We start from the raw sequence: 21,502 nt of genomic DNA on the forward strand, positions 1-21,502 counted from the left end.
GAAGGTGCTTCCGGGCGTCCGGCGAGCGCCGCCGGGGTGTGTGCCGGGCAGCGCTCGCCGGGCAGGTAGCGGCGGACGCCCTCGGCGGCGCCGCAGTGCCGTTGTTCGATGCCGAACCAGAACCCGCACCGGTTGGTATCGGCGTGCATTACGCAGCCCGGTGGGTGGCTTGCCGAGCGGCGCGGCCGAGCAGGGTTCGCAGGTCGGTGGCGACGCCGAGGAGCTGCACCCGCGCACACGGTTCGGCGTCGGCCAGGGCGACGGTGAGCCGGACTTCGGCGTGCTCGCGGCCGTCGGCGGCGCGTACGCGGGTGAGGGTGGCGCGGCCGTAGCCGGGGATGGCGATGGTCAGCGGGTCGGCGCGGTGCTCGCCGAGGCCGCAGCGGTGGCCTCCGGCGCACCAGTCCGGGTGCCGCTGGGTGTCGACGGCGCCGCGCCGCGCCGTGCGGGTGAGGCGCCTCATCGCGCGTCCCGATGTGCGGTGGCGTCGTGGTGGATGCGGGCGGCGAAGTTGTAGAGGCGACGGCCGATGCGCAGGCGGAGGCCGGCGCCTCGGCACCACCGGCACGGCCGGTAACGGTGGGTGAGGAACGTCTGGCGGGTGCCGGTGCCTTTGCAGCCCTGGCAGCGGCCGAACGGGGCGATCCAGCAGGCGAGGGCGTAGGCGGCCAAGGCGGCGGCGGTAACGGCGGACAGGGTGGTCACGGAAGGCTCCCTGAGGGGTTTTCGGGCCTGTTTTTGGCATGGCGTTACCAGCTACCTGCGCAAAGTCGTCGCAGGCAGGGGTGTGGATTGAGGGGTAACGGCAGAGGTAACGCGGGCGTTACCGGTACCTCTGCCGTTACCTTCGCCGTTACCCCTCGCTGGGGGTCGCGGCGCGGGTGCCGATCAGCTCCCGCAGCCCGTCGAGCCGGTACCCCTTGAGCGGCTTGCCGCCGACCTTGACGGTGACGCTCTGTACACCAGCGGCGCGGGCCAGTTCGGACAGGGCGTCGGCGGTCAGCCCGGGGTAGGCGTTCGGCCACCGTTCGGTGAGGGCGTCGGCGGCGGGTGCCCAGTGCTGCCCGTTGGACGCGGACACCTCGGCCAGGTCGGCGAGCAGGTCCCGGGCGGTGGGCAGGTCGGTGTTGCCACCGACCGGGGCGCCGCCCCGGATCGCGACCGCACGGGCGACGATCTCGGCCGCGACCTCCGGCGTCGGGTACTGCGACCGGACCGCCGTAGGGGCGGCGAGGCCGGTCATGCAGCCCCACCCGGCGTCGATAACCGGCCGGTACACGGTGCCGGTGATCCCGCGCTTGTAGGCGCCGGTGCCCAGGACCATGTCGTTCTCGACCTGCCCGGCCACCGACAGGCACCACCGGTTGGTGACGCACCGGACGATGTTCGGCGGCAGGCTCGTGCGGTCCGGGATCTGGGTGGCGAGGACGACGATGATGTTCAGCGCCCGCGCCCGCTTGATCAGCCGTTCAGCGGCGTCGGCGGCGTCAGCGGACGCGCCGAACAACTCGTGCGCCTCGTCGATGACGATGACGACCGGGTGCAGCCCGGACCCCTTCTTCCGCGCCAACTCCGGGGTGACCTTGCCCTCGGGTGCCTCGCCGCGCTGCTTCGCGGCCAGGACGCGCTTGCCGCGCCGCTCTGCCTCGGCGAGGCCCCACATGATGATCGCGGCGCCCTCGGCGATGGCCTTGTCATCGACGCCTACAACGTAGGTCGAGCAGATCGGGGCGAGGTCGATGAAGTCGCCGGTGCCCTTGAACTCGGCGATCTTGAACTCCACCGTGGGGTCCTGCGACGCCATCAGGACCAGCGCCCGCGCGGCGTACGACTTGCCGGAGCCCGGCTGCCCAGCGATGACGAACGACCGGGCGAACAGGCTGGTCTTCACCGGCTGCTGACGTTCGTTGCTGCCGAACTCGTGTTCCTCGAACACGCTCGTGCGGGCGTTCGGCGCCGCGATCGACCACTTCGGCTGCCCCATCTTCGAGGCGGGCTGGTAGCCGACCCACAGGTCGACCTGTCCGGCGTGCTCCGGCCCGGGGGACGGCCACACCTGGTCTACTGGCAGCCGCAGCGCGGAGGAGAGCATGCCGCGCCGTTCCAGGACCTTGACCGCTTCCAGGCCCTGCGGCAGGTTGACCCGCGCGAGCCAGCCCGGCCCGTCGCGGTGGATGCCGGGGTGCACGAACTCCACCGAGGCGGGTTCCTTCATCGCCGACAGGCCGAGGGACACCATGGCGTTGCGGACCATCTCACCGGTCAGTTTGGTGAACCGCGGGGCGTTGGACACCCGGTCGGTGATCGGCTTGTCAGCGGGGCGTCCGGCGCGGGCGAGCAGCAGCACGGCGGCGGCCGCGACCGCGTACCAGCCGTACGGCGGCACGACCCCGGACGCGCGGAGCGTGACGAGGGCGATCAGCAGCGCGGCGAACCCGACACCGACCGCCCACCAGCGGCCGCGTGCCTCCTTGGAACGCAGCCGCTTGAGCGACTGGAACGTGTAGGCGTCGTTGGTGCTCGCCGCGTGCTGGCGGAGCTGCCAGTTGCCTTCCTCAGCGTTCGCCCACCGCAGCGTCCGGCCGATCACCCGCGCCGCGCCGATCGGCGCGTACACGGTCGTCTTGGCCAGGTACTTCGGGGACCGGGCCAGGTGGAACAGCGCCCAATACCGCAGGTTGTCGCCGATCGCCGCGAGGGTCGCGGCGCGCTGCGTGCGGTCGTGCAGCCAGGTCGGGACGATCGGCGCGCGTCCGGCCGCGCCGGTCGTGGTGACGTCCTTCCACGACAGGGTGGGAGCGACGTCGAGCGCGTCGACCGGGTCGCCGACGTCAGTGCCGGCAACGGTGACCGTCTCGGCGTCGCCGCCGACCTCGCCCACCTCGCCGAGTTCGTCGCCCAGGTCGTCACGGTCGAGGGTGCGCGGCTTGACGAGGTGCAGCCGGGGCGGGGGCTGGTCGTCGTGCGCGCCGGTAACGGTGGTGTGCAGGTCGGTCATCGCTGGTTCCCTTCGGCGCGTTCGATCAGGTCCGTGAGGTGCTGGTGGATGGCGGGGACGAGGTTGCGGCGCGGCATGGTGGGTTCGACGTCCTCGCGGGCGATGAGGGCGACCGCGCCGCGCAGCCCGGCGAGCAGGAACGCGACCCATTCGCGCAGGTTCGCGATCCGCCGCTCAAGCTGGTGGATGATCTGCCGTTGCCGGGCGATCTCCGCGTGCAGCGCGGGGCACTGCCCGCACTGGCCGCTCACCACGCCAGCTCGGGGTAGGCGCCGCCGTCGAACGCGGTGATGAACGCAACGACCTGGTCGGGGAGGTCCACGTCGATCGCGTGGCCGCGCGGGGCGTTCCACAGTCCGGCGTCGTCGCAGCCGACCTCGACGTGTTCGGTGTCCAGCTCGGGCACGGCGTCGATGAGGTACCAGGCGATCGGGCAGTACGCCGGGGACGCGGGACGGCCGGTGTAGCCGAGGGCGAGCAGGGCGGTGGCGACGGCGTCGGCGGTGTCGCCGAGGGCGGTCAACGCCGCCAGCACCCCGTCGGACGTCGCGGGGTACACCGGCCCGTCCGGGAGCACACCGGGGGTGACGGGCGCGTCGGCGGGGGTGCCAACGCTGGTCGGGGTTGTCATGCTGTAGGTCTCCTGACTCCTTGTGGAGGGATGGGGGCCGGTGCGCGGCCGAGGTTCCTAGGCCATGGGGCCGCGCACCGGGCAGAGCTAACCGGCCAGGGCGGCGAGGAACGCCAGGACGCCCCGCGCAACGGTCGTGACCGCTTGCGCCGAGCCGGTCGGGTTGGTGACGACGAAGTACGCGGCCAGCAGGGCCAGCACGACGCTCATTGCCTTGTTCTTCAACGATCCGGGCATGGTGTCTCTCCTCTGTGGACAGTGCGGGGGATGGGGGCCGGTGCGCGGCCGAGGTTCCTAGGCCATGGGGCCGCGCACCGGGCGGCGCTAGTCGTGGCTGGCGTGGATGAGGTGTGCGAGGGCAGCGCCCATACCGAGGACGGCGACGGGCAGGCAGGCGACGGCGGTGGTGATCCACCACGGGGCGGCGGTGACTCCGGCCGCGCTCATCAGGTGGTAGGCGACCTGTCCGGCAGCGCCGAAGATGAGTGAGCCGATCGCGGACCAGCGGGCGAACCGGCGGGCGTTCGCCGGGGCGCGGCCGGACAGCCAGACCGCGAGGGCGAACGCGGCGTAGGTCTCGACCCCGATGGGAAGGGTGATCGCGGTGTTGATGCTGACGTCGTCGGCGATGCCGGGTAGCGGGTGGACCACGCCGAACCCGGTGAGTTCACCGAGGCCGACCCACCCGGACCAGATGGCCACGAACGCGGGCAGCGCCAGCACCCACACCGGCCACGAACGCGGGCGGCGCCGGGCGGGCGCCTCGGCAGGCGGCGCGGCCGGCATGACCGGGACGTCCGGCGCGGTGATGCTGGTGTCCGGGTGTCCGTCACCCGTGGCCAGCGGCGGCGCCTCGATCACCTCGGCGACCGGCTCGCCGCCGACCGGCGCGGCGGGCTCGGGAGTGTCGGTGTCCGGCTCCAGGTCCGGCACGACGTGCAGAGCGCGCGGCGCGGGGACCTCGGCGGGTGCGGCGCGCTCGTCGGTGAGCGCCTCGCGGATCGCGTTGGCCTTGGGGGCGCCGATCTTGAACTCCTTCATGAGCGCGTTGCGGGACGGGATGTCGCCGAGCCGGTCGGCCAGGGCGCGGGCGTCGGCCATGAGCGCCTCGATCGGGGCGGGATAGGCGCTGGGGGCGGTTGCGGTGGTCACGGGGTCTCCTCGGGGTAGGCGCAGGTGAGGCACTCGCCGAGCGAGCGCGGGATGTAGTACGGCCGCACTTCGCGGCAGGTCGAGCAGGTCCGGCGGGCCAGCAGCGCCCGGCCGATCGCGCGGCGCTGCGCGGGGGTCGCGGGGCGGTGCGGCTTTGCCAGGTCGAGCCGGTACAGGTAGGCGACGCGTTCGCCGCCGACGCCACGCCACAGGATTTGGCCGGCCACCGGCTGATCACCGGGGCGCAGGCCACGGGCGCGGAGTTGGCGGCGAGTGGCGTAGGTGTCGGGTGCGCCCTGCCACCACCAGGTCGGCAGGCTGTACCGGTCGCCGAGCGGGTCAAGGTAAGCGGCGCGGATGCGGGCCACTGCCTGGCCTTATGCGGCCGGACGCTGCGCGTTGAACCGGCGCTTGTAGAACGCCAGCGATTCGCGGACGACCGTGGCGCGGGCGTTGCGCAGGCGCTGTGCCTCCAGGTCGTCCACTCGGCCGTGACCGGCCAGGATCGACACCTGCAGGTCGAGCAGGTCCATCTCCGCCTCGATCAACGGCCACTCGTCCTCGATCGCGTCGAGGTCGGCGGGGGTCGGGTCGTCACGTTCGTAGATCACGGTCTCTCCTATGAGATCGGTAATGACCGCCCGGCCGAGAGATCCCGGGCGGGCGGTAAGCGTTGTGGTGTAAGCGATTCAGCGCGGCCGTCCGGTCTTGCTCACCCGCTCACCCGGGACCTACCGGGGTCGCCGCAGGCATCTCGCGCACGGCCTGGCACGCGCTGCTGTTCGTGTCGCTGTGAAGTTCTCAAGGCACGCGGACACGGTGGCCAGGTCCACGAACGGCGCAGCCGTAGCCGCCCCGCCGTGCCTGGTACCAGCCGGTCAAGCTGCCTGCGATCGCTCACTAGCAGCTCTACTGCGAAGGTAGTCGCAGTGTTTCTGCGAGTCAAGAAATTCTGCGAGTGGCAGTGCGACTGTGAGTCTGGCAAGCTGAGTGCGACTACTACGAGAGGCAGCAATGAGCAGGGGATTCGCACTCGTCGTCCACTTCCACCTCCACGACGAAAAAGCCGCGGAGGGGTTCGATGACCTGGTGTCGCGCACGACGCCCGAGATCGAGCGGCACGAACCGGACACGCTGGCGTATGTGGTGCACACCGTGCCGGACCAGCCACTGACGCGCGTGTTCTACGAGCTGTACTCAAACCGCGCGGCGTTCGACTTCCACGGGGAGCAGCCACACATCAAGCACTTCCTGGCCGAGCGGGTGCAGTACACGAGCGGTGTCGACGTCACGTTCATGCAGGCCGAATCCGGAAAGGGGCCGATGCATCTGTGATCACCGAGGAGCAACGCGCGTTCGGAGCGCTGGTCGCCGACCTGCGGAAGCAGCGCGGCATGACCCAGGGCGAGCTGGCCGCCGAGCTTGGACGTACGTCGAGTTGGCTCTCGCAGGTGGAGCGGGGAGTCCAGCCGGTCGCAAGGCTGGACGTGCTCCGCCGCCTGGCCGACGGCCTCGGCGTGTCTGTCCAGGCGCTGCAACCGGACTCGCCCATCGCGCCGGAGACTCCGGTTCGTGATGAGGCCGTTCTCCCGTCCAACGACCTAGATCAGGCTCGACTCGTCATCTCCGGACATCCGGTGCCGGAGGTCTTGCTCTCAGGGGAGGCCGTTGCCGCGCCGGTGAGCCTGTCCGAGTTGCGTGCCGCTGTTGACGAGATCTGGGCTCTGACGCACGCGAACCAGTTCGCGGAGCTGAGCGCTTCCATCGGTCCGCTGGTCCCGCGCTTGGAGCGGGCGGCCCGTACGGCACCGGACGACGAACGGCCGGCGCTCTGGTCGCTGCTCAGCCGCACCTACCAGGCGCTGTCGGCGGCCTTCGTGCGGCAGGACGAGCCGGACGCGGCATGGATCGCGGCGGACCGGGCGATCAACGCTGCCGAGCGGTCCGGTGAGGCGCTGCACGTGTTCGCGGGTGTGTTTCGGCTCGCGCAGGCGTTCGTCCGCCTCAAGCGCGTCGACCAGGCCGAACACGCGGCAACAACCGCCGTGAACGCGCTGCACCAACACACACCGGACCAGGCCGCCGCGGCCGAGGCGCTTTCGGTGATGGGATCGCTCCATCTCGTCCTGGCGCTCGTCCACGCACGAGCAGGGAACCGCGCTGAGGCGCGCCGCGAGATCGACCGTGCGCGGCAGGTTGCGCTCCGCCTGGGGAGCGACCGGAACGACTTCAACCTTGAGTTCGGTCCCACGAACGTGGAGATCCAGGCCGTCTCCATCGCCGTCGAACTCGGGGACGCTGGCGAAGCGATCGACATCGGGCAGCAGGTAGATGCCGAAGCGCTGTCCATCGAACGGCGCGCCCGCCTGGCCCTGGACATGGGACGCGCCTACGCCCAACGCAGGCAGACCGGCGAAGCGCTCGCCTGCCTGCTGCAGGCCGAGGAACTCGCCCCCGAACTGATCCACACGCACGTGGCGGCGCGGAGCGCCATCAGGGAGCTGATCCTGATCGCTGGACGCGCGACGTCGCCGGAACTGAGGGCGCTCGCCGAGCGTGCCGACGCGCAGCCCTAAGGTGTCCCCGGCGTCCCTCGTGTCCCCGAACATCCTTTGAACAGCGGAAACGCAACATCATCTCGGGGACACCTCGGGGACACCTGTCCCTGTCGTGTCCCCGAGGGTCATGAGGCGGGCGGTTCGGGAGGGCTCAGCTTGCCGGTCCATCGCGACCGCAGACCGTCTCAGCACTTGGAGTAGCCGGTATAGGTGCCGTCCGGTCGCTCCAAGCCACACCACATGGGTATCTCAACCTCGGTCAGCCGCCAGCCGTCGCGCTGGCGGATTGCTTTCGCGTGCGGCCACCGCTTGCCCCTGCCGCAATCGCCGTGGTGCCAACCACGGGCCGCACATATGTCCGTTCTTGCACCTTCCGAAAGATCGCAAAACGGGATACTACCAAGCGATATTCGCCGATATGATCCGCCAATCAAATTCGTGCGCATTCAATACGGAGGGTGCATGCGCAAATCTCATCTCGCCATTGCGATTTCTACAATGGCAGTGCACCATGGGTCGCCTCAGCGGTCGAGTATGATTGTCCTGCCCGACGGTAGTACTACTAGATTTGGCGACTCGTACGGAAATGGTGGCTTTCCTCGTCCTGAGGGAAGGTGTCGCACTCCATAAGGATTTAATGATGGAAATCGACCGACTAGCGGATGAATTGCCTTTCCCGCTATCAGAATGGGTTCTCGTGCACTACGATGATCAGCCAGTAGAGGACGCTACCCTGTTCCATCTGTCGACTAAATCCGGAATTCTGATCGAAATTGACGATGAAGAGCATAGAGACTTAACCCGTCGTCTTATCGCCAGCGGTATGCCTGTCATTCACGAAATCTTGCGAGACTGACGGGGTTTCCTGTAATGGAGGTTGACGGCTCCCGCGCGGTAAACATTCACGTCTTGTGAGGCTGTCGGCCAATCGTTGAGGATGGCTTTCGTGCTGGCGGTTTCTGCGGGGTCGTCGGTGATGGCGTCGCGGGTCGCGACTCGCCGGGCTGAGCTTGGGGTGTTTGCCGGTCCCTGGTAGGTTCGGGCACTCGTCGTGGCGTCGGACGGCATCCGGGTGCAACCCGTCAAGCCACGTGCGATAGCCGCTGCAGGCGTGCCAGATCCGTGCCAGATCGCCCGGTCGTTCGCGGAGACCAGCGGGGAATGATGGTCGGACGAAGCTGGATGGGCAGGTCAGGGTCCTCGCAGGTCAACGACTGTCGTGAGTCCAGTCCTGGCAGTGTGGGGGTCAGGGGTTCGAGTCCCCTCGTCTCCACTCCATCAATCGGCGCTTCCTGCTCATCGGCGGGGGCGCCGATTCGCGTTGGTGATTCCGTCATTTCCCGCGCACGGCTTCGCCGCGCTCCCCGGTGGGGGAGCTTCGCTCCACCCACACCCCCTCAACACCGTGCCCGGCGCCGAGTCGGCGCGTTGAGTGCTCTTGTCTCGTTTTGGCGGTGGTACGGAATGGGCGTGCGTTCTGTTGGCGGCCAGCGTTGCGGCCACGCATGTCAGACGGGTCGTAAGAACGAGCGGTCGGGTGTCGGGTTTAGTGCCTGATTAATGGTGTCAGGTCTACCTCGACGTCGAGTCCAGCGATCGTGACCACGACGCGGGGGCGGTCGCCCGCTGCGGCCAGGTAGCTGGCGAGCGTGGACAGCAGCATGTCGGCTGAGCAGGTGGGCCGGTTCCGGGGTCGGTGGGTCAGGCGGCTTCGGTGGTGTTGGGGTGGCGGGCCAGCCATTCGGCTACGGCGGTTCTGATGATGCCGGAGCGGCCCTCGCGGTCGCGGCCGGCGGCGGCGTCGAGGGCGTCGACCATGGCGGCGGGCATCTTGAGCGACACCATCCTGCCGGCCGGGGCGCCTGTCTCGTCGGCCTGCACGAACTGGCCTTCGGCTGGCCGGCCGGTGCCGGCGAGGGCGCTCGTGTCGTTGCCGGCGAACCATTCGGCGACCTGGTCGTCCGTCATGCTGTTCAGGTCAGGCTGTTCCATCACGCTGCTCCCGTCTGCTCGGCCCATTGTTCGATCTCGTCCGGCGTCGCCAGCCGTGCGAAGCGGATCCGCCACACGAACGAGCCGTCGTCGCGGATCAGCAGGACGCGGATGAGCCGCGACATTCCGCGGCTCGGAGCGGTCACGGCCAGGCGCAACTCGCTGAGCTCGACCCGGTGCTGCTCGCCGTCGGCCCGCACCAGTGCCTCGGCCAGGTCGGCAGTGGTCAGGCCGTCCCGCAGGTCAGCCTCGGGCCGCTCGCTCGCCGTCGGCATGCGCCAGACGACCTCGCTCACGTATGAAGGGTAATACGCTTCATACGTGGAGGGCATGCGTGCACGTCCCCAGGCCCAGGGATCGGCGTCATCGCGGCGGTCCTCGCGCTCGGATTCTGGGTGGGCCGATCCACCGCTGGACGAGCGGAGGCTACGGCCGGAGCACGACCAGCTTTTCCTGCAGCAGTTCGGCGACCGCGTATTTCACGCCCTCGCGGCCCTGGCCGGAGCCTTTGACGCCGCCGTAGGGCATGTGGTCGGTCCGGAACGACGGCGCCACGTTCACGAGGACCGTCCCGGCCTCGGCCCGCCGCGCGTAGTCCAGTGATGTCGCCAGGCTCCCGGTGTAGAGGGCGGTGTTGAGGCCGTAGTCGGCCGCGGTCACCTCGTCGATCGCGGCGCTGACGGAGTCGACCACGATGACGCTGACGACCGGGCCGAACGCCTCCTCGCACACGAGCGGGTTGTCGCGCGGCACGTCGACGAGCACCGTGGGCGCCATGAGGCGGTCCTCGACGCTGCCGCCGGCGGCGACGCGGGCGCCCGCCCGTTGGGCGGCGGCCACCCAGGCCGCCAGGCGCTCGGCGGCGTCCCGGCTGATCAGCGGGCCGACGACGGTGCGTTCGTCGCGGGGGTCGCCGCACGGGGTGGCGGCGAACGACCGGGCGAGCGCGGCCTGGAACGCCGACGCCACGGGACGCTCGACGTAGACGCGCTGGAGCGAGACGCAGGCCTGCCCGGAGCCGCTGAGTGCCGCCGTCGTGGCGTCGCGCACGGCCCGGTCGAGGTCGGCGTCGGCCGCCACCACCATCGCGGTGTTCGAGCCGAGCTCCAGCACGTGCCGCTTGCGGGGGGACCGGGCCTTCAGCCGCCAGCCGACCGCCGAGGAGCCGGTGAAGGTGACCACGGCGACCCGGTCGTCGGCCAGCCATGCGTCGACGATGTCGGCCGGCGGGCCGGTGACGAGGTTGAGCCACCCGGCCGGCAGCCCCGCGCGCTCGAACAGCGCGGTCAGCCGGCCCGCGGTCAGCGGCGCGTGCTCCGACGGCTTGAGCACCACGGCACACCCGGCGGCGAGGGCCGGGCCGACCTTGTGCAGGACCAGGTTGAGCGGGAAGTTGAACGGCGTGACGGCGGCGACGATGCCGAGCGGGCCGGGCATGGTGAAGGCGAACGTCCCGTCGCCGGCCTCGACCGCGTCGAGCGGCACGGTCTCGCCCGGCAGGCGCCCGGCTTCTTCGGCCGAGAGGCGCGCGGTGATGACGGCCCGCGCCACCTCGGCGCGCGACGCGGTGATGGGCTTGCCGGTCTCGGCCGTGATGAGCCCGGCCAGTTCCTCGGCATGGGTCTCGATGAGCCGGCTGACCTCGGCCAGCACCCGTGCCCGCGCGTGCGGCGCCAGCCCGGTGCGCATCGCCGCCGCGGCGGCGTCGACGGCCGCGGTGGCGTGCTGCTTCGTCGCGACGGACACGGTCCCGAGGTCCGCGCCGGTCCACGAGTCGGTGATCGTCCAACGCTCGGCGGTGTCCTGCCAACCCCCGGCGGTCGAGAAGGTGCGGCCGGAGGTCGTCCTGGAGATCGACGCCTACTGGGTCGCGGTCGGCGGCGCGGACCCCGTCGCCGTCGTGCGCGGCTTCGGCGACCGGGTGCGGTTCCTGCACCTCAAGGACGGGCCGGTCAGCCGGGACAACCTCGAGCAGCGCCCCGCCGGGCAGGGCCGGCTGCCGATCGACGCCATCCTGGCGGCGGCGCCGCAGGTCGAGGCCGGGGCGGTCGAGTTCGACGAGTACGCCGGCGACATCTTCGAGGGCATCGCGGCGAGCCACGCGTTTCTCGCCCCGCGGGTGGCGGGGGTGTCGGCATGACTGACGCTGTGGGCGTGGGGGTCATCGGGGCCGGGCGGATCAGCGCGCAGTACCTGGACAACCTCACCCGGTTCCCCGACCTGTCCGTGGTCATGATCGCCGACCTGCTGCCCGAGCGGGCCGCCGCCCAGGCCGCGGCCTACGGGGTGCCGCTGTCCGGGACGCCGGACGAGCTGCTCGCCCGGCCCGACATCGAGCTCGTCATCAACCTGACGATCCCGGCCGCCCACGCGGCGGTCTCGCTCGCCGCGCTCGAGGCCGGCAAGCACGTCTGGTCGGAGAAGCCCTTCGCCCTCGCGGTCGAGGACGGCCGGAAGCTGCTGGCGGCCGCCGCCGAGCGGGGCCTGCGGATCGGCTGCGCGCCCGACACGTTCCTCGGCGCCGGCCTGCAGAGCGCCCGCCGGGCCGTCGAGCGCGGCGACATCGGTGAGCCGCTGTCCGGTCTGACCCTCTTCGAGGTGCCCGGCCCGCAGGACGACCATCCGATCCTCAAGACGCTGCTGTCCCGCGGCGCCGGCCCGCTGTGGGACATGGGGCCGTACTACCTGACGGCGCTGACCCAGACGCTGGGCTCGTTCGCTTCGGTCTTCGGCGTCGGCCGGATCGCCCGGCCGCGCCGGACCCCGCTCAACGGTCCCGGCGCCGGGGTCGAGCACGAGGTGGAGGTCTCGACGCACGTGTCGTTCGTCAGCCGCTTCGCCGGTGGGCAGACGGCGTCGAGCACGGTGAGCTGGGACTCGCCGCACCGCCGGGTCGGCCACGTGGAGATCGTCGGCAGCGAGGCGGCGCTGTCACTGCCGGACCCCAACGAGTTCACCGGGCCGCTGCGCCTGCTGCCGCGCGGCGCGACGGACTGGGTCAAGCTGCCGGTCACCGGGCCGGTGGCCGGACGCGGGCTCGGCGCCCTCGACATCGCCCGGGCCGTGCGCTCCGGACGCCCGCACCGCGCCGACGGGCGGCTGGCGTTCCACGTGCTGGAGACGATCGCGGCGGTGACGGCGTCGATCGAGTCCGGCGCCCCGGTCGACGTCACCAGCCGCGCGCCCCAGGTCGACCCGGTGCCCGAGGACTGGGACCCGTACGACATCAGCCACTGACGGGCAGCGCGGGATCAAGGAAGTTGGTAGGTTGCGGCGCTCAGGCACACGAACGGGGATGAACGTGACCAAGCGCGCGACGGTACTGAGACTGGTTGTGGCGGCCGTCCTGCTCGGCGGGGCGGCCGGTTGTGAGAAGGAAGCGGGCAAGGACAACGCCGCCGCGGGGAAGACCGCCCAGGCCGTGGCGAGCCCGACCGCCGACGCCAAGGCGGTCTGCGCTCCCGTCGACGGCGAGATCAAGAACACGCTGGCCAAGGTCGCCGAGGCGGAGGCGATCGGCCCGCCGGCCGGGCACCACGCGGTCAGCGCCCAGTGGTCCGCGGGCGCGGCGCAGATCTACTCGCTGATCACCGGGGCGACCGGACCGGCGGCGGACGCGGCGGGCGACCTCGCCGACGCCATGGGGGCCATCGCGGACAAGTACGTCGCCGCGAGTTCCAAGCCTGACAAGGCTCCGGTCAACGCGGCGGTCGAGGCGTTCCGAGCCGCCTGCCGGTAGCGGCTCAGGCGCCGGTCAGCGCCAGGTCCGCGCCGGAACGGATGCCCGGACCCGCCAGGGTCGAAAGGTTCCCGTTGGCGTCCGCGTGCACGACGCGGGCGCTGGCGTGATACCGGATGGTGAGGTTCTCCGCGAAGTGGCGCCCGTTGAGCAGGCCGCCCGCCGCCATGACGGTGCCGACGTCCAGCGCCCAGTACCGGTGGCCCTGGTGCCCGTCGCGGTAGTGCACCGCGATCTCGCCGGACAGGTAGGCGTCGTAGACGACCCGGACGCCGAGGTTCATGCTCAGCGCGACCAGCTCGTCGCCGGTGTCTCCCGGCGGCAGGTCGACGGCGGCGGACTCGGACAGACCGGCGCCCCAGTCGTGGGTGTAGTCCAGGGCGGCGCCGCCGGCCGGGAACGTGATCGAGTAGCGGACCGGCGCGGTGGGGCTGACGCCGGCCGCCGGCGACCACAGGTGGGTCGCCGTGCACGTGAGGCGGGCGCCGGTGCCGGTCAGCGGGAGGCTGACCGGCATGGAGCCGACGCCGGTGACGGAGGCGCTCTGCACGACCAGGGTCGTGGTGACCGGGGACCAGTCGTGCGAGCGGTGCAGGAACCCGTCGAGCTGCGCGAGGTCCGGCGCCTCGCCCAGGCAGGCCGCGACGGCCTCGGTGAGGGCGTCGCCGGACAGCCCGAACAGGTCCGTCTCGTCGTCGGTGACGGGATGGTGGTCGGCGCCGGTCGCGTTGACGCTGGACGAGGCGTAACAGAGCCCCGCGATGATCGACAGCTCGATGCCCATGACCGCCCCCTGGTTGTAACGCCTCAGTTACGAAGCGTCCCATCCGTTACGGCAGGGCCGGCCTGGAACGCTGAAACCGCACCGAAGAAGCCGGGGTGGCCGTGCGCACCTGCAGGATCGCGCTGAAGGTCTCGTCCTCGAGGCTGCGCTTCGAGGACGCGGCCAGGTCCGCCGCGGCGGCGGTCTCCCGCTCGAGGGTGGACGCCTGCTGGTACGCGCGGAACAGCCGGTCCCGGATGATCCGGCGCAACCGCAGCTGCTGGGCGAACGGGTGCTCGGCGGGGTCCCAGCCGTTGCGGTGCATGAGGGCGTCGGCGAGATTCGTCGCGGAGATCTCGCCACGCTGGTGGGCGGCGTTGACCATCCGCACCAGGTGCTGCCGGCGGCCGGCCGGGTCGTCCTCGGTGAGCGGGAACGCCTGCGCCCGCTCCAGCCGCCGGACCGCCCCTTCGGCCTCCTCGTAGGCCCGCCACGCGGCCTCCTGCGTGCGCTGCGCGGCCTCCCACTCCTCGCGCCGGCGGCCCGCCATCACGGACGTCCGCGAAGCGGCGACGGCCACCTCGTCGCTGTATCGCTGCAGCTCCTGAAGCTCGGCGGTGCGCCGGTCGATCGCGAGCTGGCGCTCCCGGGCGGCCTCCGGGTCGCGGACGGCCTTGCGCAGCCTGGCCCACCACGAGGGGCCGGCCGCGGCGCCCTGTCGTTTGGACAGGAACGTGAGGATGGCGAACGTGATGACGACTGCGGCGAGCAGCGCGGCCCAGATGGCCAGGGCCTCACGCATCCCGTGCGCAAGGTCTTGCAGAGCGGCGTCCATGAATGCACCTCGAGGGGGGATCGAGCGGCGAGAGGGGGAATGCGTCTCAGGCCGAGGTGCTGGGTGGGGCGCGTCCCGCGATCGCGCCGACGGTGACACCGTCAAGAACAACGGCAGAAGCGGCCATGGTACGACCAGCAAACCCGACGGCCTGCGGAAATACCGGGCTGGACCGGAGCCGTGCCGGGACGCTCGCGGACGGCCGCCGAACGGCCGTCGGTGCCGCACTCACCGCCGTGACGACCGACGCGGCGACGGGCGGCACCGGACGATCCACTGTGGACGGTGGCAGGGCCGGGGTGAAGCCGGCGCCGAGGATCAGTGCGCAGAGGGTGAGCGCGAGCCGTCGCACGCCACGCCGCAGACGGCTGGCGGGCGCAACGACGTACATGAGTCAAACATGCCCCGTCCGGGTGAAGGTCGCAACCCGGGGGCGGCGCCGGGTGACCTGTCACACGTGAGAGTGACGCTGGTCAACGCGGTAGCCTGGCCGCCGTGGATCTGACCGTCATCCTCGGGCCGATGAAGAGTGGCAAGTCCCTCGAGCTGGTGAGCCTGCTGTCGCCGCTGCAGTTCACCGACGTGCGGCACCGGGTGTTCCAGAGCGCCCGGCACGTGCGCGACGCGGGGGTCGTCTCGCGCAGCGGTGCCGCGCTCGCGACCGTGAAGGCCAGCTCGCTCGCCTCGGCGCTGGACGACGACGTGGACGTGGTGGGCATCGACGAGGTGCACATGTTCGCGATGTCCGACATGGCGGTCGTGCGGACGCTGCTGGAGCGCGGCACCAGGGTCGTCGCCGCCGGCATCGACCTGGATCACCGCGGTGAGCTGTTCGCGCCGGTGCGGGCGTTGCTGGAGCTGGGCCCGGCGTCGGTGACCTACCGGCGGGCGGTGTGCGACGTGTGCCGCGGGTTCAGCGCCGTCTACACGCAGGTGCTCGAGCACGGCGAGCCGATGCTGCGCGAGCTGGCGCCGTCGACCGCGCTGCCCGACGACGGCACCTACACCTATGAGGCCCGCTGCCGCACCTGCGTGGTGCTGCCCGGGCTGGTGCGGGTGCCGCGCCAGCCGGAAGCGGCGGTCTGAGCCGTGACGGAAGCCAGCCTCACGCCGCGGCGGAGGCGAGCGCGAACGACGGCTGCGGGACCGGCCGGCCGAAGTGGTAGCCCTGCGCGAAGCGGTAGCCGAGCCGGTAGAGCTCCTGCGCCTGCTCCGCGGTCTCGACGCCCTCGGCGATCGCGTCGAGGTTGAGCCCGTCGCTGACGTTGATGAGCGCGGTGGCGATCACCGAGTGCCGGCCGGCCATGGTGATGTCGTCGACGAAGGACTTGTCGACCTTCAGGATGTCGACCGGGCAGGTCTGCAGCAGGCCCAGCGACGAGTGCCCGGTGCCGAAGTCGTCCAGGGCGATCCGCACGCCGAGCTCGTGCACGGCGTCGAGGGCCTCGATCGCCCGGCCGCCGCCGAAGACCGCGGTCTCGGTGACCTCGATCGCCAGGCGGTCGGCCGGGAAGCCCGTCGCTGCCAGGACCGCGGCGACCACCTCCGGGAAGTCGGGCTCGGCGAGCTGCCGGGCCGAGACGTTGACGGAGACCTTGCCGGGCGCCGCGTCGCCGAGGCTGGCCAGCCAGGTCGCCCCCTGTGAGCACGCCTCGAGCAGGATCCAGGCGCCGAGCTCGACGATCTGGCCGTTCTGCTCGGCGACGGGGATGAAGTCGGCCGGGCTCATGAACCCGAGCGTCGGGTGGTGCCACCGGATGAGGGCCTCCACGCCGACGATCTGCCCGTGCGGCAGCGCCACGATCGGCTGGTACACCAGCTGGAACTGGCCCTGGTCGAGGGCCTCGCGCAACTGGGCGCCGAGCAGGGCGTGCGCCGAGGCCCGCTGGTCGAACTCCGGTCTGAAGCGCTGCTGGCGGGTCTTGTCCTCCTTCGCCGCGTACATCGCGACGTCGGCGCGGCGCAGCAGTTCGAACGGGTCACGGGTGCCGGCGGCGTCGGCGACGCCGATGCTGGCCTGGACGAGCAGGTGCTGGTCGCCGGCGAAGACCGGCTCCTGCAGGGCGGTGGCGAGTTCGGTGACCATCGCGTCGGCGGCGCCGGCGGCGGTGTCCGGCATGAGGACGGCGAACTCGTCGCCGCCGAGGCGGGCCACGACGTCGCCGGGGCGCAGGACCCCGCAGAGCCGCTTGCCGACGGCGGTGAGCAGCTGGTCGCCGATGGCGTGGCCGAGCCCGTCGTTGATCCGTTTGAAGTCGTCGAGGTCGATGAACGCGACCTGCGGCACGGTGCCGGCGTCGAGCTCGTCGCGGATCAGCTCCTCCAGGAACCGCCGGTTGGGCAGGCCGGTGAGGTCGTCGCGCATGACCAGGTCGCTGAGCTGGTCGGCCTGGTCCTGCACCTTGCCGACCAGGCCGAAGATGCGCATGACCACGAGCAGGAAGACCGCGACCGCGACGGCGCCGATGGCGAACCAGTCGATGTTCCGGGCGCCGAGCGCGCCCTGCAGGAGCAGCAGGCCGGGCGCGATCATCGAGCTGACGGCGAGGACGGTGAGGCGGCGCAGTGACAGCGCGGTGTCCGTGCTGCCGACGGGTTCGTCCATGCCGCACATCGACGGGTGCAGCGCGGCGCTCGCGAGCAGGACGTACGACATGAGCCAGCCGACCTGGAGGTAGCCACCGGGCGTCGCGTCGTATGTGGACATGACGGAGAACGTGATGTCGGTGCTGAACATCAGCAGCATGCTGGACACGAGCAGCCAGTAGCTGGCGGTCTTCGCGGCGCGGCCGGCGAGGAGCCGGGCGAGCAGCACGAGCAGGACCACGTCGGCGGTCGGGTAGGCCAGCGAGCACAGCCGCTGCACGGTCGACACCCCGGCGGCCTCGGCGACGGGGCGCATGACGAACACCCAGAACAGCAGGCTGGCGCCGGCGGCCGAGATGCACGCGTCGATCAGGCCGGCGAGGTCGCGGCCGTGCCGGCGCAGCATCATCCACAGCCCGGTGGCAAGGGACGGATAGGCGCCGAGGTAGAACACGTCGGCGAGGGACGGGAACGGGGTCTCGTGCAGCACGTTGACGTAGATGCCGTAGGTGACGTCGCCGAGGACCCAGACGGCGAGCCCGGCGGCGAACCAGTACCAGAGCGCGCGCCGTGGCGGCCGGTTGCGCCGCACGCCGATCAGCAGCATGGTGACCGCGCCGAAGCCGACGATCTCGTACCCGACGTTCGCGACGTAGCCGGATTTGGGCAGCAGTGGATAGGTGACCGCCGCAAGGCCACCGATCAGCAACCAGACGAGCCACAGCCGCCTGGCGACCCAAGTCTCCACGCGTTGGTTATCGGCAGGGGCGCTGCCGCGGTTGAGGGCTCTGCAAGATAATACGTATTACCCTCTTGTGCGAAGCGTCGGGCTTTCCGAGACTCGGTCACATGCCACCTGTAACCCGCCGCCAGGTGCTGGCCGGTGCCGCCGGATTCGCCGGCGCACTCGCCATCCCCAGCCTCGCGCCGACCGCGGCCCACGCCGCCGCACCGGCCGGATTCCCCACCTACCAGTACCTCGGCCAGCCGCTCCCCGCGAACCTGGCCTACAACCCCACCGGGGAGCTCATCTTCCCCTGCATCCGCGGGATGTACGACAAGATCAGCGGCGCCCGCGGCCGCTACTACCTCTACTACGCCCCGCACGACGCGCCCGGCGGGATCTGCCTCGCCTACGGCAACTCACTGTCCGGCCCGTTCACCGAGTACCCGGCCAACCCGATCATCAGCCGGACCTGGTCGCCGCACTACTCGGTCAGTCACGTCTCGTCGCCGCACGTCGTGTGGAACGCCTCGACCAGGCAGTTCTTCATGTACTACCACGGCGAGAACACCACGACGCGCCTCGCGATCTCCAGCGACGGCATCAACTTCACCTACTACGGCACCGTGCTGACCACCGCGATGGTGCCCGGCACCAGCGAGGCCACCTACGCGCGGGTGTTCGAGCACCGCATCGCCGCGCTCGGCAACAAGTACGTCATGGTCTTCATGGGACTCAAGAGCGGCCGGCGGATCTTCTGGGGCTGGTCCAACGACGGCAAGTCGTGGCAGTTCGACCCCAACCCCCTGGTGTCGCCCGCCGCCGACGGGCAGACCGACCTGAGCGGCCCGCACCTGCTGTACCGCAACAACACCACCTACGTCGTCTACCACGGCAGCTCCGGCGACATGTTCCTCACCGAGGTCGGCAACAACTTCGACAAGGAGATCCACCTCGGCGTCTTCCATGCCGCGCTGTCCGGCGCGCCGGACAACAACCGGTCCGCGGCGCCGTCGTTCGGCACCGACGGCGGCGTGCAGTACATGTTCTACGAGGCCGGCCAGCGCTCCGGGACGAAGATAGCCGTGGCCCGCGCCGTCTGATACAAAGCGGGCATGCTTGCCTGGGGTGTCGATTTCACCACCGCTGAGTTACGGACCGGGGTCCGGCAGACCGACGGGTTCACCTGTGGACCCACCGTCGCCATGGTGGCGTCGGCGCTGCTGGACCCCGCGTACGCGGACGGCGTCGCGGACTACGGCGCCGAACAGCACCGCATCCACTCCGCCGCCAACCGGATCTGGCCCCGCAAGCTGGGCACCACCCCCTGGGGTGTCGCCGCGACGATCTCCAGGCACACCGCGGAGCTCGGGGTCCGGTACGGCTGGCGGCGCTTCCGCGGGCGCCGCGACCGGCTCGCCGACGTGACCGCCGCGGTCGACACCGGCTGGCCGGTCGCGATGCTCGTCGGCAAGGGCGTCCCCCGGCACTGGGTGCTCATCACCGCGCACCCGGAGGAGTTCGTGCTGCGCTGCTTCGAGCCGGGGTCGGGCCAGGTCCGCGAGGTCACGATCGAGGAGATCCAGCAGCAGCGGATCCCCCGGCTGGGGTTCCCGCGGGCCTACGCGCTGGTCCTGCCTACTGGCTGACCCGTGCTCTGACCTTCTCCTTGGTGCGTTCGGGCAGCTCGTCGGCGGCCACGAGCAGGGGCAGCAGCTCCGGCTCGGCGGTCAGCGCCCGGAACGCGAGCCCGATCGTGACGTCGTGCGCCGGGGTGTGCACGACCTCGATCGGGTCCCCGGCCCGGATCGTGCCCTCCTGCAGGACCCGCAGGTAGGCGCCGGGCTCGGCGCGCTCGGTGAAGCGCCGGATCCAGCCTTGTTCGTCGAGCCAGCCCGCGAAGGTCCGGCACGGGATCCGCGGCGCGCAGACCTCCAGGAGCACCTCGGCCCCGATGCGCCAGCGCTCGCCGATCCGGGCGCCGGTGACGTCCAGCCCCGAGGTGGTCAGGTTCTCCCCGAAGACGCCGCCGGGCAGGTCCTTGCCGAGTTCGGCGGTCCACCGGTCGAGGTCCTCCCGCGCGTACGCGTAGACCGCCTTGTCCGGGCCGCCGTGCACCCGCAGGTCGCAGACCACGTCACCGGCGATCCCGGTCGGGGCGGTGCCCTCCGGTCCGGGCACGGTCACCCGGACCGGGCCGTCCACGGGCCGCTTGTCGATGCCCGTGGTGGGCGTGCTCGAGTGGTCGGTCGGGACCGGGGTGCCGGCGTTGACGGAGATCAGGTATGCCACCCGCTAGACGCTAGCGTCCGCCTGAATGGACCGTTTCGACAATCCCATGAAGTAGCCGTCGATCACCGACGTCGTGGGGGCGTCGGGCCGGTCGGCGGCGCCGAGCGTGACGAACAGCGGCGTGTAGTGCTCGACCGTCGGGTGGGCGAACGGCATGCCGGGCGCCAGGCTCGCGTACCGAGCCAGGGTGTCGACGTCGCCCTTGGCCAGGGCCTCCGCCGCCCAGGCGTCGAAGTCCCTGGACCAGCCGGGCGGGCCGCCGGCGCCGAGCCAGTGCTCGCGGCTGAGGAACGGCAGCCCGTGCGTCATGAAGCCGGAGCCGACGATGAGCACGCCCTCCTCGCGCAGCGGGCGCAGCCGCCGGCCGAGCTCGAGCAGCCGGTCCGGGTCGTGGGTGGGCAGGCTCAGCTGCAGCACGGGGACGTCGCCGAGCGGGTACATCACCATCAGCGGGACCCAGGCGCCGTGGTCGAGGCCGCGGCTGCGGTGCTCGTGCACGGGTTCGGAGTCGGGCATCGCGGCGGCGACCCGCCGGGCGAGTGCTCCCGCGTCGGGCGTGGCGTATTGCAACCGGTAGAAGTGCGGCGCGAAGCCGCCGAAGTCGTAGACCAGCGGGGTGCCGGCGGCGGTGCCGGAGACGCTGAGCGGCGCGGACTCCCAGTGCGCGCTGACGATGAGGACGGCCTTCGGCTTGGGCAGGCCGGCGGCCCAGTCGAACAGCTCCCGCATCCACGGGCCGTCCTCCAGCAGCGGCGGGGCGCCGTGGCTGAGGTAGATGCTGGGCAGCGCACCGTCGTCGGGTGTCCAGGTGCGCTGGTCCCGGCTGGCCGGGATCGCGGTGGCGAGGTGTCGGTCCAGCTCGGGCAGCGTCGTCATGGAATGAATGTAGCAATTAGTTGAGCGCTCAACAATATGCGGGAACTGTGGCCGGCGTCGCTTTCGGGCGTCGTGGCCGTCCCGGCCTGGCTAGGGTGTCGTGGCCGTTTCGGCGGCGCGGAGCAGGGCCTCGGCGACCGCGGGGGTCTCCTCGGCGCCGTACACGAGCAGCAACTGACGGTCCGGGCCGCCCCGGCCGTCAGTGGCAGTGGCGTGCTCCACCACGACGCGCGTCGTGGTCAACTGGTCGCCGACGGCGATGTCCATCTCGGCCACGCCGATGTCGACCTGCCGGACGAAGAGTTCCTCCATGGCAAGAAGCGTGCCGCCCGCGCGGGCCCCGGACGTCGCCTGGC

General features: G+C 71.2%; 28 protein-coding genes. 9 read left to right on the forward strand and 19 right to left on the reverse strand.

The genetic code is table 11. From position 1 onward, the window contains the following. Positions 1–148: 148 nt before the first annotated feature. From ACFPIJ_RS55185 to ACFPIJ_RS55225, 9 genes are all read right to left on the reverse strand, one after another. On the reverse strand, positions 149–463 hold the full coding sequence (locus ACFPIJ_RS55185) for a hypothetical protein (RefSeq protein ID WP_380127595.1): 315 nt from the start codon (positions 461–463) through the stop codon (positions 149–151). After that, positions 460–705: a hypothetical protein gene (locus tag ACFPIJ_RS55190; RefSeq protein WP_380127596.1), complete on the reverse strand. Its 246-nt coding sequence runs from the start codon at positions 703–705 to the stop codon at positions 460–462. Before ACFPIJ_RS55190 ends, ACFPIJ_RS55185 begins: the two co-directional genes overlap by 4 nt. A gap of 148 nt (positions 706–853) precedes the next feature. Next, the gene (locus ACFPIJ_RS55195) at positions 854–2,998 is read right to left on the reverse strand and encodes an AAA family ATPase (protein WP_380127597.1); all 2,145 of its coding nucleotides are present in this window, start codon (positions 2,996–2,998) and stop codon (positions 854–856) included. Beyond that, a complete protein-coding gene (locus tag ACFPIJ_RS55200) occupies positions 2,995–3,249 on the reverse strand; it encodes a hypothetical protein (RefSeq protein ID WP_380127598.1) in 255 nt (84 codons plus the stop codon). The genes ACFPIJ_RS55195 and ACFPIJ_RS55200 overlap by 4 nt, the downstream gene beginning before the upstream one ends. Next, on the reverse strand, positions 3,246–3,629 hold the full coding sequence (locus tag ACFPIJ_RS55205; protein WP_380127599.1) for a hypothetical protein: 384 nt from the start codon (positions 3,627–3,629) through the stop codon (positions 3,246–3,248). The genes ACFPIJ_RS55200 and ACFPIJ_RS55205 overlap by 4 nt, the downstream gene beginning before the upstream one ends. 87 nt (positions 3,630–3,716) lie before the next feature. Further along, positions 3,717–3,866: a hypothetical protein gene (locus ACFPIJ_RS55210; RefSeq protein WP_380127600.1), complete on the reverse strand. Its 150-nt coding sequence runs from the start codon at positions 3,864–3,866 to the stop codon at positions 3,717–3,719. A gap of 87 nt (positions 3,867–3,953) precedes the next feature. After that, positions 3,954–4,730 (reverse strand): ABC transporter permease, encoded by a 777-nt coding sequence (locus ACFPIJ_RS55215; protein ID WP_380127699.1) that lies wholly within the window; start codon positions 4,728–4,730, stop codon positions 3,954–3,956. 47 nt (positions 4,731–4,777) lie between these two features. Beyond that, positions 4,778–5,149 (reverse strand): RRQRL motif-containing zinc-binding protein, encoded by a 372-nt coding sequence (locus ACFPIJ_RS55220; protein ID WP_380127601.1) that lies wholly within the window; start codon positions 5,147–5,149, stop codon positions 4,778–4,780. Between the two features lie 9 nt (positions 5,150–5,158). Further along, entirely contained in the window at positions 5,159–5,392 is a 234-nt protein-coding gene (locus ACFPIJ_RS55225) for a DUF6284 family protein (protein ID WP_380127602.1), read from the reverse strand. A gap of 403 nt (positions 5,393–5,795) precedes the next feature. Here ACFPIJ_RS55225 and ACFPIJ_RS55230 point away from each other — a divergent pair, with 403 nt between their 5' ends. The 3 genes from ACFPIJ_RS55230 (at position 5,796) to ACFPIJ_RS55240 (ending at position 8,195) form a co-directional block, all read left to right on the forward strand. After that, positions 5,796–6,116 (forward strand): putative quinol monooxygenase, encoded by a 321-nt coding sequence (locus ACFPIJ_RS55230; protein ID WP_380127603.1) that lies wholly within the window; start codon positions 5,796–5,798, stop codon positions 6,114–6,116. After that, complete coding sequence (locus ACFPIJ_RS55235; protein WP_380127604.1) at positions 6,113–7,357, forward strand: helix-turn-helix domain-containing protein; 1,245 nt, start codon at positions 6,113–6,115, stop codon at positions 7,355–7,357. The genes ACFPIJ_RS55230 and ACFPIJ_RS55235 overlap by 4 nt, the downstream gene beginning before the upstream one ends. Positions 7,358–7,979: 622 nt before the next feature. Next, entirely contained in the window at positions 7,980–8,195 is a 216-nt protein-coding gene (locus ACFPIJ_RS55240) for a hypothetical protein (RefSeq protein WP_380127605.1), read from the forward strand. Positions 8,196–9,040: 845 nt separating this feature from the next. Here ACFPIJ_RS55240 and ACFPIJ_RS55245 read toward each other — a convergent pair. The 3 genes from ACFPIJ_RS55245 to ACFPIJ_RS55255 form a co-directional block, all read right to left on the reverse strand. Further along, positions 9,041–9,331, reverse strand: coding sequence for a ribbon-helix-helix protein, CopG family (locus ACFPIJ_RS55245; RefSeq protein ID WP_380127606.1), 291 nt, complete (start codon positions 9,329–9,331; stop codon positions 9,041–9,043). Then, positions 9,331–9,627 carry a hypothetical protein gene (locus ACFPIJ_RS55250; RefSeq protein ID WP_380127607.1) on the reverse strand — a complete coding sequence of 99 codons (297 nt, stop codon included), beginning with the start codon at positions 9,625–9,627 and terminating at the stop codon, positions 9,331–9,333. Before ACFPIJ_RS55250 ends, ACFPIJ_RS55245 begins: the two co-directional genes overlap by 1 nt. 130 nt (positions 9,628–9,757) lie before the next feature. After that, on the reverse strand, positions 9,758–11,185 hold the full coding sequence (locus ACFPIJ_RS55255) for an aldehyde dehydrogenase family protein (RefSeq protein ID WP_380127700.1): 1,428 nt from the start codon (positions 11,183–11,185) through the stop codon (positions 9,758–9,760). On the opposite strand from ACFPIJ_RS55255, the gene ACFPIJ_RS55260 reads away from it, so the two are divergent. From ACFPIJ_RS55260 to ACFPIJ_RS55270, 3 genes are read left to right on the forward strand one after another with little or no spacing between them, the layout of a single operon-like run. Further along, on the forward strand, positions 11,130–11,471 hold the full coding sequence (locus ACFPIJ_RS55260; protein ID WP_380127608.1) for a sugar phosphate isomerase/epimerase family protein: 342 nt from the start codon (positions 11,130–11,132) through the stop codon (positions 11,469–11,471). The genes ACFPIJ_RS55255 and ACFPIJ_RS55260 overlap by 56 nt on opposite strands. Continuing rightward, positions 11,468–12,568 (forward strand): Gfo/Idh/MocA family protein, encoded by a 1,101-nt coding sequence (locus tag ACFPIJ_RS55265; RefSeq protein WP_380127609.1) that lies wholly within the window; start codon positions 11,468–11,470, stop codon positions 12,566–12,568. The genes ACFPIJ_RS55260 and ACFPIJ_RS55265 overlap by 4 nt, the downstream gene beginning before the upstream one ends. 58 nt (positions 12,569–12,626) lie before the next feature. Continuing rightward, positions 12,627–13,070: a hypothetical protein gene (locus tag ACFPIJ_RS55270; protein ID WP_380127610.1), complete on the forward strand. Its 444-nt coding sequence runs from the start codon at positions 12,627–12,629 to the stop codon at positions 13,068–13,070. A gap of 4 nt (positions 13,071–13,074) precedes the next feature. On the opposite strand, the gene ACFPIJ_RS55275 is transcribed toward ACFPIJ_RS55270, so the two are convergent. Genes ACFPIJ_RS55275 through ACFPIJ_RS55285 form a run of 3 tightly spaced genes read right to left on the reverse strand, consistent with a single transcriptional unit; the run spans position 13,075 to position 15,059 of the window. Continuing rightward, on the reverse strand, positions 13,075–13,854 hold the full coding sequence (locus ACFPIJ_RS55275) for a hypothetical protein (RefSeq protein ID WP_380127611.1): 780 nt from the start codon (positions 13,852–13,854) through the stop codon (positions 13,075–13,077). Positions 13,855–13,900: 46 nt separating this feature from the next. Next, entirely contained in the window at positions 13,901–14,668 is a 768-nt protein-coding gene (locus ACFPIJ_RS55280; protein ID WP_380127612.1) for a hypothetical protein, read from the reverse strand. 46 nt (positions 14,669–14,714) lie between these two features. After that, positions 14,715–15,059, reverse strand: coding sequence for a hypothetical protein (locus tag ACFPIJ_RS55285; RefSeq protein ID WP_380127613.1), 345 nt, complete (start codon positions 15,057–15,059; stop codon positions 14,715–14,717). A gap of 104 nt (positions 15,060–15,163) precedes the next feature. On the opposite strand from ACFPIJ_RS55285, the gene ACFPIJ_RS55290 reads away from it, so the two are divergent. After that, positions 15,164–15,754, forward strand: a complete 591-nt coding sequence (locus ACFPIJ_RS55290; protein WP_380127614.1) for a thymidine kinase — start codon at positions 15,164–15,166, stop codon at positions 15,752–15,754. 19 nt (positions 15,755–15,773) lie between these two features. Here ACFPIJ_RS55290 and ACFPIJ_RS55295 read toward each other — a convergent pair whose 3' ends face one another. Further along, a complete protein-coding gene (locus tag ACFPIJ_RS55295) occupies positions 15,774–18,002 on the reverse strand; it encodes an EAL domain-containing protein (protein ID WP_380127615.1) in 2,229 nt (742 codons plus the stop codon). A gap of 101 nt (positions 18,003–18,103) precedes the next feature. On the opposite strand from ACFPIJ_RS55295, the gene ACFPIJ_RS55300 reads away from it, so the two are divergent. Together ACFPIJ_RS55300 and ACFPIJ_RS55305 are read left to right on the forward strand one after the other, a co-directional pair. Then, the gene (locus ACFPIJ_RS55300) at positions 18,104–19,081 is read left to right on the forward strand and encodes a glycoside hydrolase family protein (RefSeq protein ID WP_380127616.1); all 978 of its coding nucleotides are present in this window, start codon (positions 18,104–18,106) and stop codon (positions 19,079–19,081) included. A gap of 12 nt (positions 19,082–19,093) precedes the next feature. Beyond that, positions 19,094–19,627: a hypothetical protein gene (locus ACFPIJ_RS55305; RefSeq protein WP_380127617.1), complete on the forward strand. Its 534-nt coding sequence runs from the start codon at positions 19,094–19,096 to the stop codon at positions 19,625–19,627. On the opposite strand, the gene ACFPIJ_RS55310 is transcribed toward ACFPIJ_RS55305, so the two are convergent. The 3 genes from ACFPIJ_RS55310 to ACFPIJ_RS55320 form a co-directional block, all read right to left on the reverse strand. After that, complete coding sequence (locus ACFPIJ_RS55310; RefSeq protein ID WP_380127618.1) at positions 19,617–20,270, reverse strand: MOSC domain-containing protein; 654 nt, start codon at positions 20,268–20,270, stop codon at positions 19,617–19,619. The genes ACFPIJ_RS55305 and ACFPIJ_RS55310 overlap by 11 nt on opposite strands. 3 nt (positions 20,271–20,273) lie before the next feature. After that, positions 20,274–21,146, reverse strand: coding sequence for a dioxygenase family protein (locus ACFPIJ_RS55315; protein WP_380127619.1), 873 nt, complete (start codon positions 21,144–21,146; stop codon positions 20,274–20,276). A gap of 90 nt (positions 21,147–21,236) precedes the next feature. Beyond that, complete coding sequence (locus ACFPIJ_RS55320; protein WP_380127620.1) at positions 21,237–21,458, reverse strand: hypothetical protein; 222 nt, start codon at positions 21,456–21,458, stop codon at positions 21,237–21,239. Between the last annotated feature and the right edge of the window lie 44 nt (positions 21,459–21,502).

The sequence above is a fragment of the Dactylosporangium cerinum genome, assembly GCF_042653625.1.
Lineage (GTDB): Bacteria > Actinomycetota > Actinomycetes > Mycobacteriales > Micromonosporaceae > Dactylosporangium > Dactylosporangium cerinum.

Excerpts from the sequence above, each read along its gene's own strand:
- ACFPIJ_RS55185 (WP_380127595.1), bottom strand. The coding sequence starts at position 463 with ATGAGGCGCCTCACCCGCACGGCGCGGCGCGGCGCCGTCGACACCCAG.
- ACFPIJ_RS55195 (WP_380127597.1), bottom strand. The coding sequence starts at position 2,998 with ATGACCGACCTGCACACCACCGTTACCGGCGCGCACGACGACCAGCCC.
- ACFPIJ_RS55205 (WP_380127599.1), bottom strand. The coding sequence starts at position 3,629 with ATGACAACCCCGACCAGCGTTGGCACCCCCGCCGACGCGCCCGTCACC.
- ACFPIJ_RS55210 (WP_380127600.1), bottom strand. The coding sequence starts at position 3,866 with ATGCCCGGATCGTTGAAGAACAAGGCAATGAGCGTCGTGCTGGCCCTG.
- ACFPIJ_RS55215 (WP_380127699.1), bottom strand. The coding sequence starts at position 4,730 with ATGGCCGACGCCCGCGCCCTGGCCGACCGGCTCGGCGACATCCCGTCC.
- ACFPIJ_RS55230 (WP_380127603.1), top strand. The coding sequence starts at position 5,796 with ATGAGCAGGGGATTCGCACTCGTCGTCCACTTCCACCTCCACGACGAA.
- ACFPIJ_RS55240 (WP_380127605.1), top strand. The coding sequence starts at position 7,980 with ATGGAAATCGACCGACTAGCGGATGAATTGCCTTTCCCGCTATCAGAA.
- ACFPIJ_RS55245 (WP_380127606.1), bottom strand. The coding sequence starts at position 9,331 with ATGGAACAGCCTGACCTGAACAGCATGACGGACGACCAGGTCGCCGAA.
- ACFPIJ_RS55265 (WP_380127609.1), top strand. The coding sequence starts at position 11,468 with ATGACTGACGCTGTGGGCGTGGGGGTCATCGGGGCCGGGCGGATCAGC.
- ACFPIJ_RS55270 (WP_380127610.1), top strand. The coding sequence starts at position 12,627 with ATGAACGTGACCAAGCGCGCGACGGTACTGAGACTGGTTGTGGCGGCC.
- ACFPIJ_RS55275 (WP_380127611.1), bottom strand. The coding sequence starts at position 13,854 with ATGGGCATCGAGCTGTCGATCATCGCGGGGCTCTGTTACGCCTCGTCC.
- ACFPIJ_RS55280 (WP_380127612.1), bottom strand. The coding sequence starts at position 14,668 with ATGGACGCCGCTCTGCAAGACCTTGCGCACGGGATGCGTGAGGCCCTG.
- ACFPIJ_RS55285 (WP_380127613.1), bottom strand. The coding sequence starts at position 15,059 with ATGTACGTCGTTGCGCCCGCCAGCCGTCTGCGGCGTGGCGTGCGACGG.
- ACFPIJ_RS55300 (WP_380127616.1), top strand. The coding sequence starts at position 18,104 with ATGCCACCTGTAACCCGCCGCCAGGTGCTGGCCGGTGCCGCCGGATTC.
- ACFPIJ_RS55305 (WP_380127617.1), top strand. The coding sequence starts at position 19,094 with ATGCTTGCCTGGGGTGTCGATTTCACCACCGCTGAGTTACGGACCGGG.
- ACFPIJ_RS55315 (WP_380127619.1), bottom strand. The coding sequence starts at position 21,146 with ATGACGACGCTGCCCGAGCTGGACCGACACCTCGCCACCGCGATCCCG.
- ACFPIJ_RS55320 (WP_380127620.1), bottom strand. The coding sequence starts at position 21,458 with ATGGAGGAACTCTTCGTCCGGCAGGTCGACATCGGCGTGGCCGAGATG.